Annotated in this window: 12 protein-coding genes; 11 read left to right on the top strand and 1 reads right to left on the bottom strand. The window is 36.8% G+C overall.

Annotated elements, in window-relative coordinates:
• Positions 1–25: 25 nt before the first annotated feature.
• The 9 genes from ACRXC1_RS02675 to ACRXC1_RS02715 all read left to right on the top strand — a co-directional run bounded on the left by ACRXC1_RS02675 (position 26) and on the right by ACRXC1_RS02715 (position 18,427).
• The gene (locus ACRXC1_RS02675; RefSeq protein WP_433656294.1) at positions 26–1,912 is read left to right on the top strand and encodes a fibronectin type III domain-containing protein; all 1,887 of its coding nucleotides are present in this window, start codon (positions 26–28) and stop codon (positions 1,910–1,912) included.
• Positions 1,913–1,915: 3 nt separating this feature from the next.
• A complete protein-coding gene (locus ACRXC1_RS02680; RefSeq protein WP_433656296.1) occupies positions 1,916–7,075 on the top strand; it encodes a fibronectin type III domain-containing protein in 5,160 nt (1,719 codons plus the stop codon).
• A gap of 15 nt (positions 7,076–7,090) precedes the next feature.
• On the top strand, positions 7,091–12,082 hold the full coding sequence (locus ACRXC1_RS02685; protein ID WP_433656298.1) for a fibronectin type III domain-containing protein: 4,992 nt from the start codon (positions 7,091–7,093) through the stop codon (positions 12,080–12,082).
• A 162-nt stretch (positions 12,083–12,244) separates the two neighbouring features.
• Positions 12,245–13,651 carry a hypothetical protein gene (locus ACRXC1_RS02690; protein ID WP_433656300.1) on the top strand — a complete coding sequence of 469 codons (1,407 nt, stop codon included), beginning with the start codon at positions 12,245–12,247 and terminating at the stop codon, positions 13,649–13,651.
• An 11-nt stretch (positions 13,652–13,662) separates the two neighbouring features.
• Positions 13,663–14,205, top strand: coding sequence for a hypothetical protein (locus tag ACRXC1_RS02695; protein ID WP_433656302.1), 543 nt, complete (start codon positions 13,663–13,665; stop codon positions 14,203–14,205).
• Positions 14,192–15,085, top strand: coding sequence for a hypothetical protein (locus tag ACRXC1_RS02700; protein ID WP_433656304.1), 894 nt, complete (start codon positions 14,192–14,194; stop codon positions 15,083–15,085). Before ACRXC1_RS02695 ends, ACRXC1_RS02700 begins: the two co-directional genes overlap by 14 nt.
• Positions 15,075–15,695 (top strand): hypothetical protein, encoded by a 621-nt coding sequence (locus tag ACRXC1_RS02705; protein ID WP_433656306.1) that lies wholly within the window; start codon positions 15,075–15,077, stop codon positions 15,693–15,695. The genes ACRXC1_RS02700 and ACRXC1_RS02705 overlap by 11 nt, the downstream gene beginning before the upstream one ends.
• Before the next feature lie 12 nt (positions 15,696–15,707).
• Positions 15,708–16,304 (top strand): tetratricopeptide repeat protein, encoded by a 597-nt coding sequence (locus ACRXC1_RS02710; protein WP_433656308.1) that lies wholly within the window; start codon positions 15,708–15,710, stop codon positions 16,302–16,304.
• Positions 16,304–18,427, top strand: coding sequence for a hypothetical protein (locus ACRXC1_RS02715; RefSeq protein WP_433656310.1), 2,124 nt, complete (start codon positions 16,304–16,306; stop codon positions 18,425–18,427). Before ACRXC1_RS02710 ends, ACRXC1_RS02715 begins: the two co-directional genes overlap by 1 nt.
• Positions 18,428–18,480: 53 nt before the next feature.
• Here ACRXC1_RS02715 and ACRXC1_RS02720 read toward each other — a convergent pair whose 3' ends face one another.
• On the bottom strand, positions 18,481–19,623 hold the full coding sequence (locus ACRXC1_RS02720; protein WP_433656312.1) for an acyl-CoA dehydrogenase family protein: 1,143 nt from the start codon (positions 19,621–19,623) through the stop codon (positions 18,481–18,483).
• Between the two features lie 178 nt (positions 19,624–19,801).
• Between ACRXC1_RS02720 and ACRXC1_RS02725 the strand changes: the two genes are divergently transcribed.
• Entirely contained in the window at positions 19,802–21,529 is a 1,728-nt protein-coding gene (locus tag ACRXC1_RS02725; protein WP_433656314.1) for a hypothetical protein, read from the top strand.
• A gap of 2 nt (positions 21,530–21,531) precedes the next feature.
• Entirely contained in the window at positions 21,532–21,909 is a 378-nt protein-coding gene (locus ACRXC1_RS02730; protein WP_433656315.1) for a hypothetical protein, read from the top strand.
• The last annotated feature ends 25 nt before the right edge of the window (positions 21,910–21,934 follow it).

Raw genomic sequence — 21,934 nt, forward strand, 5'->3', positions numbered from 1 at the left:
TAATTTCACAATGTTTGGTATTGAGATGAATAAATTTTTACTGATTTTTGGTTGTTTTTTACTTTTTAGCTGTGTTGGTAAGGTAGAGGATGCAAACTCTGAGTTAACGAAGGGGATTAATGATGGTGAGACTGTTATTAATTACACTGGGATTCAAGACGCATTTCCAATAGCACACGATAAGGTTGAAATTTACTTCCCACCGTCTAATTTAGACCCGTTAAAGGTTACGTATATTATCAATTATGATGGTGCTATCGCACCCATTACTGTACCTGGACGAACTCTTGTTCCTGACTATCGAGGCTTTCTTCGCTATACAGTTACTGGTTTAAATATTAATGAACAATATGTTTTCAACGTTCAGGCAAAGGACGATAAGGGGCAACAGTCAGTAAACGATGCCTTTAAGTCTGTGACAACTTTTTCAAATCAAACTGCTAATTTTTCAGGAATTGGTAGTATTAAAAACCTATCTGGTGGAGCTTCTAAAAACTCGCTATTAATCGAGTGGCCGGCCGCTGAGCGTACAGGTGGTTATATTCCTGATGACTCAGATGTTTCAAAATATGAAGTTGTCTTAATTAACTCTGATACAGCAACTCCGGTTGCTTTTGATGACACTTCTTTTACTGCACCGACTCGTATTGTAAATTATGTTGATGGAAAGAAGATCTCTCAGCAAGTTAATGGTCTTCTACCGGGAACAACTTACTATGTAAGAGTAAGAGGTATACACGCTGGATTTAGTAAATATAGTTCTGATCCAAGTTATTTTTATGAGAAGAATAATAGTTACTTAAGTGCAACAACACTAAGTGATAGTGTCGGTGATATTCAAGTTGATCTAGATTCTTTTGAAGTTACAACACCAAGTAATAGTACTGGTAAAACTTCTCTTGATTTAAGTTGGGCCACAGGTATTGGTGCTATTGATCACTATCGAATTTATTACAAAGAAAATGCTACAGGCGAGGCTTGGTCGACATATAAGAATAGCCGTGATGATATTTGTAATGGTCAAGAGACGACTGATCCTGCTTATTTTTGTAAGCAAGTTACATATGAAGATAGTAAGTCAAAGCTAGTTGAACTTGAGCCTTATACCTCATATGAAGTATATCTTATTATGTGCTTAGATTCTCTGTGTTCTCCAGGTAAGTCTATAATCTATAATTCACCAAATGTTTATCGTACAAGCCCTCCGCTTGTAAGCTTTTCTGGTATTACAGAAATTAATAACCCACGTTATCACTGGGCGCTTAACGAAATCTACTTAAGCTATGAGCCAGTAGATCTTGCTAGTGGTGTAATTGATGGGATGTTAATCGAAGTTAAGGGAAGAAGCTCCGGAGAACCGTTTATTGATACATTTATTAACTTTCCAGATGGAAATAATCCAACGTCACTAAATCCATCAACTCTTGATTTTACTAATGGAACAGAAGTTTCAATTAGAGGGATTGATATTAACTCGACGGAAGAGTATTGCTTCGCTTTATTACCATTCGTTTATGTTGGAGATGTTGTTACTCCTAATCGTGACTCTGAAGTTGTTAGCTGTATTGTTCCGCAGGTAATGACTCCTACATATGAAGACTTTACTGGAATTAGTTCTCTATACTTTGACAGCTCAAATAATTCGGCGGCTATTTCATGGACTCCACCTGAAGAGGGTGTATACGATCGATATGTTGTCTTTATGAAGACAACTACTGGAGCTTTTAGTTTCAGTGATGCTGTTAATGGTGACAATGACTACTTAAGATTTGAAGCAGAAGAGAACGCTCTTGGAATTACAATTCCTTTCATTCCAGCTGGAACATATTACTTTGGTGCTCTTACTTATCTGTACCAAGAAGACAAATATTCTGAATTTAACAATAGTATTCAAACACTGGTGGTTGAGTAGTTTATGAAATTTATATCAATTATACTTAGTTTATTATTACTTGCCAGTTGTGTTGGAAAAGTAGAAGACGCTAATCTTGAAAATGCAAAAAATGCAGAAAGTGGACGTCAGACTTTTCAATTTGCAGGTATTTCAAAAGTCATTCCAATTTCAAATGATAAAATTGAAGTTTACTTCTTTCCTGCTACAGGGCCTGCTTCAGAGTTAACTTATCTAATTAAAGTAAACGATGCGACGATTCCTATCGAAGTTAAGGCAGACTCTTTAACTGTAAATGACGAAGGGATGTATCGTTTTACGGTACGTAACTTAAATGTAAATACTGAATATACATTCTCTGTCGGTGTACGTGATGGTAGCACAGGGAGCCAGAGTGAGAACGATGCAACTCTATCTGCCAGAACATTTTCGAATTACACGGCCGACTTTGCAGGTGTATCAAGTGTTGAGCCTCTCGTCGGTGCTGCTGGACAAAATACTGTCCTTGTAAAATGGGTACCGGCCGTGACTCTAGGATCGACATATAACCCGATGCCAAATGATCCAATTGCGTATGAAGTTGCATATATCGCTGCTGATGATGGAACAGTTTCAGACTTATTCAATAATACACACCCTGCAATTCAAAGAGATCTAAAGCCTGGTGAGGTGACAGCATCAACAGGTGGAACGACAGAAAGAGAAAGACAAGTTACTGGATTAATGCCAGGTAAGCAGTATTATTTCAGAGTTAGATCAATCCATAAGAGTTATGGTACTTATCAAGATACACAAGGTTATCGTTTCGAAGAAAATAATAAAATTGTTTCTGTAACGACTTTAGGTTCAGGTGGGCTTTTTGACTGGGATACTCTATCTCTAAGAGCGGCAACACCTGATAAAAACCTAGGTCTTACTTCTATTGATTTAACTTGGACTCCTGCAGTAGGGCCATTTGAAAATTATAGAATTTATAATTATAAGATTGGTGAAGCAGAAGAAGATGTTGATCTTGTAAGAGCAAGAATTCCTGAAGAAATTGATGCTTCAGTTATCGATCCACTAAACCTCGCTGGTGATTACCGTACTGCTGAGGCAGATGAATTTTCAAAAAGAATAGGAAGCTTAGAAGAGTATGATTACTACCTAACATTTGCAATCGCTTGTCGTACACTAACTTGTGGTGATGGTGAGAGAATTATTGGGAAACCTGTTTTCTATCGTGCCGTTCCTAAACTAGCTTCTTTCTCTGGTATTTTAGGGATTCAGAGTCCACAAGATATTTCTAGACTTAATGAAGTTACAATAAATTTTGATCCACCTGTTATTGAAACAGGTTACCTAAATGGTTTTGATATTTACTGTTACGAAGGAGAGGGAGACAGTAGTCCAACTCTATTAAATTATAATGTTGCAAACGCAAGTGGAAAGGCTTCGTGTGATGGACTTATTAGACTAGATGATAACCCTGGTGATTATGCTGGATTTGGTTCTTATACAAGTGTACGTATCCAAGGAAATTTCTTTGGAGCAGGGGATACAGTTGCAGATAAAGAGTATTGTTTTGCGGCCGTTCCTAGTATTTCAGGGAATAATTTTTCTCTAAACGATGTTGAAAATGCAATTGTTAAATGTATCACTCCAATTGTAAAAGTTCCAACTGTTGAACAATTTCCAGGTGTTCTAAATGCATGTAATACTGGTGCCGATTATATTACAGTGGGGTGGAATGCTCCAACTGGTGGTATTTATGACAAGTATGCTGTTTTCTATAAAGAAAAAGATGGGAAGGTATTTAAGTATACAGATGCACTAGCAAATGACCCTGCCTATACTCGAGTTGATGATATTGTTGCGACAACTTATACGTATACAATCCCTGCTCTTGTTCCTGGTAAGATTTATCAATTTGGTGTTCTTCCTTATATTGACGGGCCATCTCCGATCTATGCCGATATCAACACTGGACTAGGTGAGTGTAAGATTGAGGTACCGAAGCCAAGATTTGAAGAATGGGTTGATATTTTTGCAATTGGCCCAAAAGCAAACGGTATGGTTACTCCAACGGGGCCTGATCGTAAAAAAGACTATATTTTAGAAACATTAAACGATAGCGGTCAACCAATTGAAGTTGAAGTTGATCCTTCGACTCTTGCTCCAACAACTGGTTTTGAAGAGCAATTTGGAATTGCAAGTGGTAGTAATCAACTTAGTGGTGTTTATGGCACTAAAGATGGAGTGACAACAAACTCTTTACACCAATATTCAAATTCTGGAATCATTCGTATCGCTTGGAAGGATGTGACTTTTACAAGTGGTTCACTTTCAATGCAAACTTTCATTGATGCTTATGAAACTGGTATGCAAAAGAAAGATCATAAAATTGGATATCGAGTTTACCGCTCTGATGATAATAAAATCACTTGGAAAGATATCACAAGTGGTGACTTTGATTATCAAACTCTAACGAATAAGGGATTAATTCATCCTACTGATTATACGGAAAGAAGTCGAACTAATGAAGTTCTTGAAACATATCGTGCCGTTATGTTTACAGATTATTCTGTAAGACATATTCAGTCAGGCGACGACTATAATCACGCTCGTGTTTACTACTATAAAGTCGTTCCTGTTTTTAGAGGAATTGAGCTCGAGTATGAAAGAGAGACAACAAATCCTCAGCATATTATTAAGGTTGTTCTTCCTCCTGAAAATATGGCCCTTGTTCATAGGCTAATGGCAAACCGCCAGCAATGTCGTGAACTTGGAAAGGTTCATTCAAAAGATATTAGTCAAAAATACACTTGTTCTTGGAATGGTGTAGGGGCCAGAGGTCTAACATCGCCGTGGATTAAAGGTTCAACAGTATATGACTTTGGTCCTAGTATGCTAATTGACCGTTTTGAATTAGGTTGTAATTTTACAAGAGGGGATTACGCTTATGAAAAAAGTAATTACTCTGGAACAACTCCAAACTTTACTGGATCAAATGATTTAGGATCAGGATTTAAAGGATGTTTTAACGGAAATCGTCCATGGTATACGGCCGGTGCTAATCATCCTAATACTGGAGAGTCTTATACTGATCGTAGTCAGCTTCGAGTTGGTGACTGTTTTGGTGAAGATACTGCTTCAATTGCAATTACAAGCACTGCATGTTCTGACCCTGACACTGCTGATCGTAGAAATTTTATCTCGCCAGGACTTTTTGGTGACTTCACGGATTGTACTGACCCTGCCAATATTGCGACAAATTTCTTTGATCCATATGCTGGAAACGGAAGCTATGCTTCTTATAATGTACAAAGTGAATTCGCAGCTGTTTACTACTCGAGAAATGCAGTTAAGAGTTATGAAGACCGTATTAGTCATGGTTACTATAGAGGAGCTGGTGGTGCGGCCCTTGCTGATGGAAATAACCTAAGAAATAAAAACTCCCTAGGGCCATCACGTTGTATGATTAATATTCCGGTTTCGGACTCAACTGACGGGGATAAGCTAAAGCCGAGATGGATTGCTGTTAATAATTTATCGACGCTTGCCCATGGTGCAGATGATGTCGACATTCTTGATATGTCGATGAATGATATTCTTGCTAATAATAAGCTATATGATTCAGGAATTAATGCTGTTCCTAGTCCAGCTTATACTAATGTTGATGCATCTCCACGCTATCGTGGAAATACAAAATTATCACGTGTCTTTTCTTCTAATGATTCAAAGCTTCCTCCGCTAACGGGGCTTAGCCAGAATCAGGCCAATCGTGTTTGTAATTCATACGAAGTAAAGATTGGAACATATGATGATGATGCAGATGAATTTAAGCAAATCGGGCCTGTAAGAGAAAAGAGGCTTATGCGTCGTGGAGAAGGGATTACGGCAAGTCGTTATCCTAAAGACTTCGATGAAGCAGCTGTTGCAGAAGTTGAGACAGGTTCAAGAAATGATGCTCCTGTAACAAGTGGTGTAAATTTTGAAAACTCATGTAATGTCTATGATAGAGACGTTATCAGTGGAGCACTAACAAATCAGCAAAGATCAGGTGATCGCCTAATGATCAATATGCCAACTAGTTACGAAGGAACAGTAACGACACCACGTCGCATACCATTCATAACTGGTTCAAGCTTCTACGATAATGGTGGGACGCAATTTACGACTCAAGCTTGTACATCTCGATTTGGTGTACAAGATATTATTGGAAATAAGGCTGAAATTTCATCAGAACAAATCTTTTGTGGATTTGATAGTGAGAAGCTGATGCTAGGAGCGGGACTTGCTTCAAACTCAGTTGAGGCTCCAAATGGTGCCTACTACCTTAATACGTTAATCTCTTGGGTTATGTCTGATACAGATACTGGCCGTTGTTCATTTGTTGAACCAGGTGGTGCAAGAGGTGGTAGCTATCTTGTTAATGGTGCCTTTACTCCTATTTTTGATCTATTTGGAAATGTGAATAGTGGTGTTGCGGAATCTGTAAACTCTCTTGATACTGGAAGTGTTAGTTATTATAGAAATGGAGATGGATTCTTCTTAGACTTTGGGCAAGATAACCTTGCTCCAAAGCTTTCAATTAACGACACCCTAGCAATTAAGTGGGATCAGGATGTTATTAATCGTGCTCAGGATATCTCAACAGATCCACGTCGTGGCCGCTACTTCAACCCGATTATAGGTTTACCTCTAGAATGTCAGGGAAGCCTATGTTCGGAAAGTCTAGATAATATGTCGATTTCTCTTGATACTTTTGTAACTGACTTTAGTCTTGATCCTTCGACAATGGATATTCCAAATTTCCCTGTTGGCGATAGTCAGATTTTCTCAGATGGGATGTCTGAAACTAGAATTAGTCGTAATGCGTATATGTCTCCTTCTTCGAGAGAGTACTTTTATGACTTTATTGAGACAGTTGATCCGGCGACGGACACATATGCTACATATTCGAGTACTCGCGGTGGAGCTCTAAAGTCCTCTCTGGATAATGATGGAACATCAGTTGACTACGTTAGGTGGAGTCTTTCTCGAACAACTCCTATCTATATGCTGAACTTTGGGGAATCGAACACAAAGAGTAGTGGACGTTACTCAGCGAAGTTTAATGCTAGAAGTGAGCACGAACAGATGAGAACTGAGTATTCAGCTGTTAGATGTGTTGTACGCATCGAAGATGAGTCTTATCAATAAAATAAGGTAGAATAAATGAAGAAGTACGTTTGGTTGATCTTATTCTTTTTTACAATAATCTCGTGTACCCCCGTCGAGAAGGCAGAAGAGACTGCTGAAATTTTAAATGACGGAGTTGATGGGACTGTTGAGTTCTCGGTTGTCGGTAATCTTGACCGTGGTGAGTTCCTACTAGGTGGTCTTGGCGATGAAATACTTATAAGAGTAAAGAATAATACTGGTTATAACCTAAGTGATGCGCAACTTTTAATCGATCAGGCTTCTTCAGCTGGGGTTAAGTTTTTTCCTGATGAAGCAGGTGAGTCAGAAAGCCCTGGATTCGGTGGAGATTGTGGTCTAGTTATTGCTCCTAAAGCAACTTGTTATTACAAGTTAAGATATGAAGCTCGTACCTCAGGAATTCATACACAAGATCTTCAATTTAACTATAAGACACTCATTGATAATTTCTCTCAATCAACTCAGCTAAAGTTCTTAACAGGAACTCCGGCTTCATTAGTATTTGAAGAGGAGACGATTAATTATTCATTCGGTGTTGTGGAAAGAACAGAGCCTAAAGTATTTTCTCAACGTCTTGTTGTTGTGAATACGGGAGAATTAAGGGCCCGCAATATTACAATGACTAAGCTTGATAACACAACGTCAAATGCAATCAGCATTGTTTCAAATACATGTGGAACTGTACTTTTACAAAATGAAACTTGTGAACTCGTTGTTGAATTTGAGGCAAAGAATTATGGTGTTGGTGCACCTGATGGAAATGTTGATGTCGATTACAACTCAAATATTAGATTTGACTATGGCCGTGATCCTGAGGGTGGTATTAATGCCCTTAACGTTTACTTCGATGCCAAGTCAATTCGAATTGAAGGTGATATTCAAATTGGTGGTCTTCCAAATCTAAGTTTTGATGATCTAGTTGTTGGGAATATTGATACGCAAACATTGAAAGTTTCAAATAAGGGATATAAAGAAGCGATCGTTTTAAGCGTTGATGTTAGAAATGCTTCAAATACACTTATTGCTCGTTGTTTAAGAGATGAGAGTTCTGGTGGAGATAATCTCGTTTGTCGTGATCCTTCAGGAGATCTAACGAGTAGTGCAAGTGATCTTCCTTTAACAACAATTCCTTTCAAATTCTTTGATACAAGTAAGTGTTTTATTGATGTGAATGATTTTAATTATGTTCGTGGTGAAGATGGGCGAATTACAAATACAGCATTAAAACAAGTTGCTGGAAGAACTATTACTGATCCAGGAGGATCTTGTTTCTTTAACGTTATTTTTCACCCTAGTGTACAATTTGAAGCTGATGGCAATTTTAATAATTACCGCTTTAATGTACGTTATGACTCAACATGGAAAGATAATCTTGTTATAAAAAACGACTTAGATTCAGATGAGAATAACTATGTTGTTGAGGATGCCAATTACTTAGCTGCTGCAAAGCTAAGCTTTGATGTTATCGAATATAAAAATACAACATTTACTAATACAGATACTGCAGATAACGGATTATTTGATTATGATTTAGGGCGTATCTCTCTAATTGCAAACTCAAACTATAAAGAAAGACTCAGAATTAGAGTTAATAATAGTGGTTCGACATCTGGTGAGGTAGTAAGTGTGACAGATGGGGCGCAACCTAGTGTTAATGTTATTACTGAAACAAGTTATAATATTAATAACTACTACCAAAACATAAAAAACTCTGGGTGTGATTTTTTAAATCCGTATAATGGGCAATGTGATATCCTATTTGACCTAAATCCTATTGTCTCGACAAACCCTGATAGTACGGCAGCTGAGAATGAAGAAAATTCAGCAATGTATGATGTTCTGGAAGCATATCCTAATCGTTATAAAATTTTTAGAATCAAATATAAAGATGGGACAACTTATAATGACGATATGTCTCCTCGAACTGATCGTGAAATTGAAATGAAGATGCGTGGCCTTCTGGTAAGAAAGGGATTCTTATCATTTTCAGATTTTACAATGACTGAAGGGATTACTTTTCCTCCTGTTACGGCCAATGAAACACGCTACTTTCATTTAAAGTTAGAAAATGTTGGTACTGGTGGTATCACTTATATCAATCTCAATACACCTGTAATATTTCCTGGAACTATCTTTTGGGCTCCTGACTCAAGTACACCTTTATTTGGTGGCGAAATTGTTGATAATCCAAGCTCTGCGCTTGTGGCCGGTGTTGATAAGGACTGTTACGACTTTATGGACTTTGGTGGTGCAATGGGGCCAGCTGCTGCGTCTCCTGGGACAAATGCTCCTTCGCTTCTTGCTCCGGGAGAAGTTTGTAGTTTAACAATCGAAATGAATAAATTATCAAATGCTAAAAAAGAGGATAGTTATTACAATACAAATGATCGCAGGTGGCAACGTCACTTTTCTGCTCCACTAAATGGCTCACATGCTCTAAGAGAATATAGTAGTGGGATGATGGTTCAAGACTTCTTCAATTTTGGATACTTTGATGGAGACGGTATTGCTGATGCTGGCACTGGATATACTCCCGATTTAGATGGACACGGTGGATTCTATACAACACAAGATTATCCTGTGGCCATAAATTCTAGAAGGTCAGCGGCCCTCGTTCCTGAAGGGGCCCAGCCTATGATTAGTGCAATTCTGTGGCGCCAGCAGGTTAATATTCCTTCTCATTCACCGCTTGCAGGAGAATGGGGACAAAGTTTTGGAAGCTATACAATTCCAGCAATGTATCGAGATCTTGCTAAGGGAACTGCTGCTGAGCCAATCACTTATGCACCGACAAAGTCTATCAATAGAATTGCTCCTTATCGTGATACTACTTATGACTATGTTCTCTATGCAGGAACATTTTATGCAGGCGAGACAGTAGAGCTTCCATTTCAACTATATAATGCTGGCGAAAAACAAGCCTCTTCATTAGTTCAAGTCTTAAATGGAGATAGCGAGTTTGCTGTTACTACAATGCCTGGAGTTGTTGGGCAATCTTCTTTAGCAAATATCAAATTGAGCTTTTCACCTGCTACTCAGGGGACTTTTCAGACTGAACTAGAAGTTCAATATAGAGATGGATCTCAGACTCTCGTCGATCGCGATTTATACTCTTATGCGGATAATGTTAAATCGCTTCGTATTCTTGTTGTTGCAGAAGCTGTTGCAGCAAATACAGGAAGAATTTCTTTGAAGTCTCAAAAGTATACTGTTGAATACGATGAACTGACTTCTTCTCATACTGAAACACTAGATGTTGCAGAAACTGATCATAACCTTGTGATGAATGGCTATGATGCTGCAACAACTGTTGGCGTTGAGGCCGTTAGAGGTTCAAATGTTTATGCAAAAACTCGTCTTGTTTTTACAAATGAAGGAACGACGACAGTCAATAATGTGAAATTTAATTTAAAGACGTCACTTCTTGGGGCCATCCATGATAATAATGGTGCTGGTGTGGGGTACTCTCTTGAGTCTGTTAATTGTGGAGCGAGCTTAGCTCCAGGTGCTTCTTGTTTTGCTGATGTAAAGCATAAGGCCAGTATCGCAGAATTACCTCTGACAACACGTTACGGGATTGTTTCTTATGATATCGGTACGGATCAGTTCTATGCTGAATCATTTAGAATTCAATTTACAGCAGTTGATCCTGCGAAAGTTGCTGCTGGAAATTTAATTACAAATAATATTAGTGACGGTTCAGGTGGAACAATTCCAAATGCATACTTTATTGATATTGGAACTTACACAAATCCTGCTCACCCGATTCTTTCAGCTTACCCAAGTGGATCAGTAATTAAGAATATTAACTTGAATAACCCAAGTGATGAAAAAGCAAGTTTCTTAAAAGAGTATAGAGAATACGTTGGTAATCAAAGTGCGACGATTCCAGCAGGAGACTTTCATACAGTTTATAACCAAGGCTTTATCCAAGTTGAGCTAAATCGTCCATGTTTCTTTGGTGATGATGAAGGTGGTGGCCTTCCTGAAGAAGAGTGGGGATTTAATGTCAATACAGCTAGTACTTGTACGATGAGAGTAACTTTCACATTTGATGAAACATATCTTGGGCAGTACGTTGATGAGAGTCAAAACTATGCCATTTTAAAATACTACGATAGTAAGAGGGCATCAGTTTCGACACTACCAATTTATGTTAAAGGATTTATTGAGCCAAATCGCTCAAATGCCATGACGAACGAAATCTTCAATGTTGAAACAGATGATACTGGAAGAATTTATTTAGAATGGGTTGATTTTGCGCCAATTAATAATGACTGGGGACCAATCATCTCATACCGAGTTTACTATAGTGAATTTGCAAATAGTTTAAACGATTTATACAACTCAACTGGCTTAACTTTTGTTGAAACAGCTGGAATGACTCCGAATGTTGAGATTACTGGACTTCTACAGAATCGATTCTATTACTTAAAAGTTGTTGCGGTCAGAGAAACATCATCTGGTAAGCAATATATTTCGATGCCTAATGGATTCTCAACCAAAGAAGTTGTCGTGCCTGATGAGACTGCAATCTATGATTACTCGAGAGGCTTTATTATTGATAAATTTGCTCTTCCTGAAGGATCTGGTTCCCCAACTTTCATTACAAAGTCAGAGGCCATTGAAAATTGTGAGGGAGCGACTCGCACAATAAGAAAACAGGGTGCTAATAGAAGTAGGGCAAAAGAGCTTATTGATTTAAATGATTACTACTTAATTAATGGAGATGATGCCAATAGCGATTATCCTTTCTTTGCATTCCCACATTGGCTGTCCGATGCGCAAGAGGATATTGCACCACTATTTCCTGGCTTTAGTTGTGATTTAACAAATATGCACAATGTAGAAGATAGCATTATGTTTATTAAGAGCTGTGATAATTGTACATGTAATAGTTTATCGAAGATTGTTGGAGGGGAAGACTTTCCACTCGATACAATTATTTATGCTTATGATGACTTTAGTGGTGCAGCTAGATGTCGTGTTTCACAAGATGATTTCTAATAAAATTAAGTTTGTATTGTTAACTAAAATATAGTTAGGTAATGCAAACTTAATTATTGTTTAAATCTTAACAAAATCTTTATAAAAATCTCAATAAAATCAGGTGTTTTAAGAGAATTTTGCCCTGTATTATTTAGTATTTAATTAACTTAGAATATTTATGTGATGAATACGTTTTACATTTATATTCTAACATTTTTTCTCTCTTTTTCTTCTTTTGCTGAGGAAGTAAAAGTTGTAGCAACTGAAGCTGTTCAGGAAGAAGAAATCACTCCATATATGATGATTAGAGTGACTGAGGCAAGAGGGATAGACAGGCGAGATCTTGCCCTAATTCGTAAGTCTGCAATGGAAATTGTTCTTGGAACTTCTTCATTTGAGATTTTAATGGGAGATAGTGCAGCAGCTATTTATCAAAATACTTTCGCACTTGATCTTTCGACAAAGAAAAAGCGTAATAATTCATATGTCATCGATTTTAAAATTTTAGACGTTCAAAATGGAAAGATTGTAACTAAAGCTTTTAAAGACGATGTTCCTAGAAAGAGATTTCATCTTGAAGTAAGAAAACTGCTTTATGAGCTATTTTATGGTGACGGCTCTTCAAGCCTTAGGTCTCCTAAGGAAGACCCTAAGAAAAAGAAAGTTAAGAAGAAGCTAAAGAGTGAGATTGTTTCAGCAATCAACTCGCTCAATTCACCACGAATTAATGATACGAATGCTATAAGCATTTTTTCTGTTGATGAGTCTCCTGTTGTCGAGGAGATTATTGTTGCTGCAGATATCAAAAAGATTGATAAAACGAAGAAAGAGAAGAAGAAGGCGAAAAAGAAAGAAGAAAAAGTTAAAATTAGTAACTTCAAATCTCCTGATCTCGACCTAAAGATGAATGCAAAGCCTGAAAAGGTAGAGCCTTCAACTCTTACGTTAATTCCAGATAGCTTCTATGCAATCGGTTATTTAAAAGAGACTACATTAGCTTCAAATACACTTAATACAAGTGAAGTTGTTGATACTAGAACTAATCTTACAAGTGTGAATATTACGTACCTAAGTAATTACAAGGTAGAGGAGTGGCAAGAGTACTTCTCTGTCGGTGGTTCGTTTTCAAATATTCTTAGTGAAAATCCTTATGGGATCTCTCCTCGTATGTCTGTTTACGGTGCATATAATAAGCTACTTCTGGGCGATTCATTTTTTGCTTCAGTAGACGCTGAATATGAAAGTATAAGTTTTGCCAATATTAAAGATAGAGGGACAGGGATTGCCGGATTTTCCAATAGTGTCTTTTGGTTTGGTTTTGGTTTTAAGTATATCAGTGAACACTTTGCTAAGAAGACTGTTATAGAAGGTTTCTTTAAGAAGGCCCTTGTTGGTTCTTCTGACTTAAGTACGACAGGAGACACTACGCCATTAGATGGTGATAAGTATGTGTTAGATTTTTCAGTGAATTTATATAAAAATTTCGGTCTTGGTGGGTATGTTGAAGTTGTAAATCTTGCTTCAGCCGCAACATCAGCTTTTGATACTTCTCACCAGATTTTTGGCGTAAGGCTAGTTTATAATTAGGAATGATAACTATGGATTTTAAGGATAAAATTGAAAGCCTATTTTCTTCTTCGGTACCTGCGGTAAAGCCAATACAAGAGGAAACACTAATTTACTTTGGTGATAATCAAAGGCAGCAGGTTAAAGATTTTTCAATTTTTAGTAAGTCTTTTAAGGATCAATGCTTAAAGGCTCTCAATATTAAGAATGTTGAAATCAAGATTTTACAAAATTGTTTAGAGAAAGAGTTAATCAATGCATACCTTGTTCAAAAGTTGTTGATTGATGAAATGAAACTTTTGAAGAGATCTGTAGGGGATATTACTGGGGTGAAGCTCTATGTAACACCTAGTTTTATGACGATTCAACTTTGTGACATTGGAAATATCAGAACGTCGATAAGCAATATGCAAAGTGATATCTTTGGTAGACGAGGACTTAAGAATCTTGTTGCAATTAGGCTCACTCGTAGTGCTAAGAAAACGAATTTAGTTTTAAAAATTAAATATAAAAATATTGATGAAAAAGATTTTCTACAGTTTAGAAATCGTGAGGTATTAAATGAAGTTCTTTGATGTGGCAGATAAAACAAACCAAAAGGTTGAATTAGATAAAACAGTTAAAAAGACTAAGGTCTTTAAGAACCTTCCTGGTATTGCTCTAGTTGTTATTGATGAAAACGACCAAGTAATCAAAGTTAATTCTGAATTCAGAAAAATGTTTAATAACGTAAACCTTAAAGGTGGAAATTGGGATATTTTCTTTAAAAAGACATTTCGTAAAGAGAAGGGACTTGCTGACACAAGTAACCTTTTCAAGAATTGTAATGATATTCTAAATGACTATATCATTCACACATCAATGGATGAATCGACAGGTTACCGCTATGGTTGGATTTATAAAATTCCTGTTGATGTCATGAATAAAATCTCTCAAAAGAGAACGGCCCTTATGGAATCAAAGAAGCTAGATGCTTATAATCTGATTGAAGATGAAGTGTTTGGTAAGCGACTAAGTTGGATTAATAACAATCTAACTTTAACAGATTTTCAATATGCAGATGACTGTGTTCTTTATTCAAATAGTAATGAAGCAAAGATGCTACTAAGAGACTTTGTCGAACTTCTGTATGGTGTTTTAAATATGAAGACAGAAGAGTCTCATTGTGCAGTTGAGTTCTCTAGAGGGAAAGACGGATTAAAGATTACAGGTGTTTTCTCTAGCTTTAACTTCTCGGATGGTGACTTTCAGTCAAATATTAGTTGGCATGGAAGAAAGATGCGTCTGAATGATATCTGTAAGGTGATGGAGTCACGCTTACCAGATCTTTATACTTCTCTCTATGTAAAGAACTTTAGAGCTGATCATCAGTCAAAGCTAAAAATTACTTTAAATGTAAACGATATCGATGGTGTTAGATGGCACGTATCGAGAGGGACTGCAGGTGGCTTTTAAAAAGCTATTGATTCTTGGACTTTTAAGCTCAAGTCTCCTTGCAAACGAAACATTCTATAATTCTGCTAGTATTTCACTAGGGATGATGAATTACTCTGTTACTCCTAATGAAAGTACTCTTCAAAATACTGATGGTACTTCAACAGGTGAAGAAGGAGCTGATGCGGCAGCAGCTGCAGTTTCAGCTATTTCAATTCAAGTTAATTGGGAGTTCAAGACAGAATTAAAGAAAAGTTACTATATTAGTGGTGTTCTTCCTATGATGTCGGCAGAAGGGACAGGTGTTTATTCAACTGTTGTTGGAATGAATTGGTACTTTGGTGATATCGGTACTAAATATTCATACACAAGTAATGGCCAAAACCTAACGATTACACCAACAAGTAAGTATTACTGGGGTGCCTTTGTTGGTCCAGGCTACGTTATTTATAATACTGACTCTGCTAAATACTCAGATATTTTCTTTGATTTAGGAGTAAACCTAGGCGCTGGTTGGCGTTGGGGTAAGAATAGAACAATTAAAGCTGAAGCGGCAGTTAGTCGTGCAACAGGAATTAAAACAACTGGAATTAAAATGGGGGTATTTGTAGGTATTAGCCAATATCTATAAATAAATTTTTTAATGAAGTACTTATTACTATTATTACTATCTACATCTGTATTTGCTGCTAAGTTTAATGTTAAGTCTGATCCAAGTGATTGTGACGTATACGTTATTGATAAGAATGGTAAAAGAGTTTCCCTTGGAAAGACACCTTACGAAACTGATGTAGAAACGATGCAAACAAATTATGGTGCAAATGGGCCAGTTCAAATTGAGGTTTATAAACCAGGGTTTGAACCATATAGTTTATCTGTTCCAATGCTTGCAAAGTCAGATATTGATATCAGCGCCAACCTAAAGGTAGAGAAGGATATTGAATTAGCACAGGATTTTGACTTTCTTGTGGGTGATTTATTTGATGTACTAAGGTTGATGAGAGGGAAGAACTTTGATCTTGCTTTTGCTAAGCTTGAAAAACTTGAATTAAAATTTCCTCATTTTTCAATTATTCACGAAATGAAAGGCTCTATTTCGTATTTAAAGAAAGATTTTAAAAACTCTCTTGCTTTCTATCGTAAAGCGTTTGGGATTAATCCTAAAAATAGAGAAGCATATAAAATGAAAATTTACTTAGAGAAAAAATTTAATGTTTCTAAGAATGAAGGAGGTAAATAATGAAAAAATTGGCTTTTATCTCATTACTACTACTTTCTTCTGCGGCCATTTCAAATCCAAAGATGAATGTCCTGCCAAGTCTTGAATGGCAAAAGAATGAACTTGAAATGAAGGTTCATGATAAGTTACAAAGAGGGACTGAGGTTATCCTCGGACATGAGCATTTCTTTGTTGATGTTGAAATCGTAACGAATACTCCTGAAACTCCAAACTTTAGTGTTCCATTGAATCCTTCACCTCAAGGTGGTGCCGGAGGTATTGATGGAAAAGGTGGTAAGGAATTAGATTTAGCGGATGATTCTGATCAAGCTAAATCAGCTGAAGATGGTAAGACAAAGTCTGATGCTGAAATCAAATTTACGAATGATGTTCCTGAAACTGATTATGGTGAAAGTATTGTTTTTTCTCGCCTAGGTATGGAAGCACCACTTATTGATGATTTTAATGACTTCTCACCTTCTGGTAAGATCTTATTAACAATGGGGGATAACTCTAAAGATAAGATTAATAAAATGAAAGAAGACTTCTCTAAAGAAAAAGAGAAGCTTGTTGATCAAATTAAGAAGCTGAGAGATGCATCTAAGGCCAAGCCTAGTATGATTGAGCAGATGTGGAAATATAATACTTCTATTGATATTTTCAAAAATATCTCTGAAATTAATATTTCTGTTCGTCTACCAAATGATATTGCTAAAGACGAAAGAGTTAGAATTGAAGGGCTTATTAAGTCAATTAAGCTTGGTGTAAATGATATTACTCCTAACTTTAAATTCTCTTATACAATTAACGTTCCTCAGAAAGAAGATGTAATTTCTAAAAGTGATTTCCTAAAGGCTCTAAGTAGCGTTTCAAATATTATTGCAATCGTTCTTGGTGTTCTATTAATTGGATTTGTAGGGAATCGTTTGATTTCTAAATTCTTTGAACTTAATAGTGCTGCTCAAGCTGGTGGTAATTTTACAATGCAAAATGATAGCTCTGATTCAGATGATGATGGGGGAGCTGGAGAAATGTTGGCCGCTGGTGGTGGCGGTGGTGACGGCCTTGGTGGCGTACACTCTCTTAATGGTATTGAAAGATTTAAGGTTTTTGCAGATAACACTCCTCAAGAAGCAATTCTACTAGTTAAGAAATGGATTGCTCAAGATACAAAGAGTGGGCATGCAGCTCTTAGAGCTCTCGTACAGCAAATTGATAATAGTGCACTAACAGATGTATTTAAGATGCTAAGTGAACCTGAAAAGGCAAAGTGGAGAGATCTACTAAATAAACCACTTAATGCAAGCGAGTTATCACTTGCAAATGACTATATTAGTAATCAAATCGTACAAAGTGTTATTCTTCCTTCTCTAATCGAAGATCCAAACACTTACGATTTACTTCTTAAGCTTAATGCTGACATGATTAATCAGATCTATGAAAAGGATCCGTATATTGTTTCACTTGTTCTTAACGCTCTAAGTGAAAGCTTTGTCGCTGAAGTTCTTTCAAGTTGTGATACTGAAACAGTAGATCAGATTTTAATGTCGTCAGTAATTATTAAGGAGCAAGAGGTTAGAGATAATCAGGCCCGTATTAAAGAAGTCCTTTCTCAATATGTTGAGTCTAAGTCGAAGCTTCCATTTGTTGAGAAACTATATGATATTCTTCCAAATGTTTCGTCGGCCGTTGAGAGAAGTATTTTCAATACACTTAAACAGAATATCAATGTTGAAGAGTTCACTGAACTAAGTCAGAAGAATTTCCCTTCTGAGCTTGTAAGTGAGCTACCGACGAAATTTTTAAAAGAATCACTTGCTACCTATGACCTAGGAAAGAAAGTTTCATTACTTTTCCCAATGGAAGAGTCTGAGAGAATGTATTATTTAGACCTTTTTGCGCCTGATGGAACTAAGGCCCGTGACCTTATGCAAATTGAGTTTGATTCTGTTGAACGTGATGAAATGAGAAAGAGTAAAATCATTGCTGGAAAAGATGATAGCTGGCGTGAGTTTGTTAAGTTCGTACGTGCTCGAATCACAAAAGAAAAAGATGAGAAGACTGAGATCGAAAACATTGTCCATAATTGGGCCCAAGAGTTATATGGCTCAGTTGAGACTCGACCAGACTTAAAAGTAGCATAATAAAAAAAGCAGCTCTAAGAGCTGCTTTTTTATTTCTTATTTTGAATTTCTATTTAGACTTGAGCTGCTTTTAGAAGATTCTTAGCGATGATCATAATCATAACCTCATTAGTTCCAGCACCAATTTCATTAAGCTTATTATCTCTCATCATACGCTCAACTGGGAACTCTCTTGAGTAACCGTATCCACCGTGTAGTTGGATAGCATCAAGAGCGATCTTCGTTGCCATTTTTGGAATTGCAAGCTTAACTTGAGCTGCAACAACTGGCCCCTTTTCTCCTTGGTCGTAACGGTAAGCTACGTTGTAAAGGAAGTTTCTCATCATCTCTGTTTCAGTTGCCATTTCAGCGATCATTTTCTGGATCATTTGGTACTCACCAATTGTTTTTCCAAATTGTGATCTTTCATTTGCATATTTAATACACTGATCAACACATGCTTGAGCGATACCTAGTGAGATACCAGCGATTGTAATTCTTTCAATCTCAAGGTTTTTCATCATGTGGTAAATTGAATCACCTTCGTTACCAACAAGTTGCTCAAGACCTACTTTAGCATTGTCAAAGATAAGTTCACCTGTTGGAGAAGCACGCATACCCATCTTGTGGATTGGGCTTCCAAAGTCAAAGTGACCTTTGTCCTTTTCTAGGATGAAAGTTGAAAGATTCTTTCTCTCTTTTCCTGTTCTTGTATAGACGTAAGCGATGTCTGCGTATTGTGCATTTGTAATCCACATCTTCGTTCCATTTAGAAGGTAGTGGTCATCTTTTTTCTCTGCTTTTGTTTGGATACCAACAGCATCTGATCCGTACTCTGGCTCAGACATTCCCATACAGCCGATGTGCTCACCAGTAATTAGTTTTGGAAGGTACTTTTCTTTTTGTTCTTTAGATGCGTTATTTTCAATATTGTTTACACAAAGGATAGAGTGGGCAAGGTAAGAAAGAGTTGAAGAAGCACACGCTTTTCCAAATTCTTCCATGACGATTGTTGCGGCAAGGGCACCCATTCCAGCACCACCGTACTCAGGGTCAGCAGTAATTCCAAGAACTCCAATTTCACCCATTTTCTTGAAAGCATCCATGTTGAAACTTTCGTCCGTATCATGCTTTTCCGCTACAGGAGCAAGCTCTTGTCTTGCAAAATCACGACACATTTTTTGGATTTGTTTTTCTTCCTCTGTGAAATACCACATACTCTGTCCCCTCTGTCATTTTAAGTCAAAATAACTTACCGTGTCTTACATCCTATGGCAATAATGCCAAAGATGTTTTTAGCCAATAGACTATATTTAGTGAGAAGATAAAAATTGTAAGTACTTGAAATTGTCAAAGTGTTTTACATGACCTACAATTTTTTTAAGGAGTCGATTGATGCTTACAACACCTGTAGTCAAGGATGAGGACACGGTATTTCCAGGGGAGAATTGGTTTTTCTACTGGAAAACTTCAGCTTCTCTTTGGAAATCTAAAATTGAACAAACGTCTTTAACAGATAAGATTATCGTACCGATAAATTGGAGCTTCCATACGGATACCGGCGATAAGATTGATTTTGCAAAGCAGAAACCTGAGACGGACTTCAAGCGCCTATATGATATTTGTAAAGAGTTAGATAAGGAGATTATCTTTCTTTTACCTGTTTCACCGGTACCGTATCTGCCAAATGGTGGTATTCCATATCTTTTGGCAAGAACTGCTAGCTGTGATCAGTACGGCCTTAACCGTGCAAGTGCAGATAGTGATGGAACAATTCATAATTTCTATAGTTTCTATGATCCTCGAGTTTATAAAGGCTTTACTCGTTTTTGTTCAGAACTAAATTCATACTTTCAAGAAAGTGGAATTAAGGCTCCTTTATGGGGCGCCAATTGCGGCCACTACTCACATGGCCACTTCAACTCTTATATCTTTGATCGCTCAGTGGCATTTCAAAGTGGCTTCAGTCGTTTTGTTGAAATGAAAAAAGGTGAGCTTAAGCTTGAGAAAATTACGGCCGAGCAAGAGCATGAGTTTATTATTGAGTATAATGAAACGATTTCTCACATCTATATCGATATTGTGAAGCATTCAATGGAGAAGAATTGGCAAGGTGTAAAGAACTTCTCTTTCTTAGAAGGTTCAATGAACTCGATTGAGAATCGTATGCTTGACCAAGTAAGTGATACTAAGATCATTGATGATGCACTAAAGAGCTTAGACAATGGAATCCTTCCATCTTCTATTCTTCTACCTAATCGCAATAAGAATGGGATTTATTCTGATTTAAAGAAACAAGTTATTAACTCTTCTCGTTTAGATGAATTCTATAATGATAAGACGATTATCGCAGATAATGACTATATTTTTAAAACTTCAAATGCTGTTAATATTTTTCATAATGTGAAGGATTTTAAAAGTAAGGAGCTTATCGCATTTTCTGGATTTATCGACTTTTGTAAAAGTCAATTTAGCTGGAATTATAGCTATAGCGATATTAATGAGTTTCACTGGGAAGACTATGTTGAAAGTCCATTTCAATTCTTCTACTTCAATGGAAAAGAGATTAATGCTGAACTCCTAGGAAAGGTCTTAAAGCTCTTTATGAGTGGCGGTAAGGTTCTTATCGATATTGCATATCTTGAAAAGAATTTAAGGAGAAGACTTGAGTCTTTCTACTTAGAAAATGAATTAAGTGTCGAAAAGATCCGTTTCATAACTGAGATCAATACGGTCACAATGGGTGAGGGGCGACTGCTTATCTTTAACTCAAATGATTTTCAAGAATGTAGTGATGATGAGCTCAATACCTTTTGGAATAAAGTTACGAAGAGCATTGGCTATATCGGTTGCGATATTTCTCAAAGCGGAGAAGTTCGCTATAAGTGGCAAGAAAGGGCCATCGCTTCTTCTGATCTTAAATACGATAAGGTAAAGCGTATTAGCTTTTTTAATCCTTCAAGTTATAAGCAAAAACTTAATATTAAATATCCATCGGAATACGTTTTCCAAAAGATGATCGATCAAAATCATGTTGAGATTAATAATACTCCACACGAGATTGAATTGAGCTTCATGCCTAAGGGAAGTATTTCATTAGATTTTGGGATAATTTCGGAGTAGAGATGGGTGCAAATGATAAAGTTTTATATGTAAGTTATGTCTATAGTGAAGAGCACAGTCTTTTCTTTATTCGTTCGATCTTTACTGCAAAGTCATCAGTTGACTTTAGTGAAGTTGAGCTTGGTCCTCGTATGGAAATAACTTCAGATGGCTACCTTAGTGGATTCTTTGATGAAGATGAATTAACGAAATTTGCTTATGATCTTAGTGATCGTCTAAAGCAAGATAGGGTATGCTTAATTTCTCCAGATTGCTTTAATAAAGTTTTAGAAACAACTAAGAAGATTGGTGGATTACTTGAAGCTTTTGTTGAGCATGGAAATGTCTTAGAAAACCCTGAAAGAGCAAAGAAGGGATTCCTATCGAGCTTTATTCGATAGGAACTGTTGTCCCATGAAATAATGT

Origin of the sequence: Halobacteriovorax sp. GFR8 (assembly GCF_050955245.1) — a bacterium.
In the GTDB taxonomy this organism is placed as follows: Bacteria; Bdellovibrionota; Bacteriovoracia; order Bacteriovoracales; family Bacteriovoracaceae; genus Halobacteriovorax_A.

Excerpts from the sequence above, each read along its gene's own strand:
- ACRXC1_RS02730 (WP_433656315.1), top strand. The coding sequence starts at position 21,532 with ATGGGTGCAAATGATAAAGTTTTATATGTAAGTTATGTCTATAGTGAA.
- ACRXC1_RS02685 (WP_433656298.1), top strand. The coding sequence starts at position 7,091 with ATGAAGAAGTACGTTTGGTTGATCTTATTCTTTTTTACAATAATCTCG.
- ACRXC1_RS02700 (WP_433656304.1), top strand. The coding sequence starts at position 14,192 with ATGAAGTTCTTTGATGTGGCAGATAAAACAAACCAAAAGGTTGAATTA.
- ACRXC1_RS02680 (WP_433656296.1), top strand. The coding sequence starts at position 1,916 with ATGAAATTTATATCAATTATACTTAGTTTATTATTACTTGCCAGTTGT.
- ACRXC1_RS02715 (WP_433656310.1), top strand. The coding sequence starts at position 16,304 with ATGAAAAAATTGGCTTTTATCTCATTACTACTACTTTCTTCTGCGGCC.
- ACRXC1_RS02725 (WP_433656314.1), top strand. The coding sequence starts at position 19,802 with ATGCTTACAACACCTGTAGTCAAGGATGAGGACACGGTATTTCCAGGG.
- ACRXC1_RS02675 (WP_433656294.1), top strand. The coding sequence starts at position 26 with ATGAATAAATTTTTACTGATTTTTGGTTGTTTTTTACTTTTTAGCTGT.
- ACRXC1_RS02720 (WP_433656312.1), bottom strand. The coding sequence starts at position 19,623 with ATGTGGTATTTCACAGAGGAAGAAAAACAAATCCAAAAAATGTGTCGT.
- ACRXC1_RS02695 (WP_433656302.1), top strand. The coding sequence starts at position 13,663 with ATGGATTTTAAGGATAAAATTGAAAGCCTATTTTCTTCTTCGGTACCT.
- ACRXC1_RS02710 (WP_433656308.1), top strand. The coding sequence starts at position 15,708 with ATGAAGTACTTATTACTATTATTACTATCTACATCTGTATTTGCTGCT.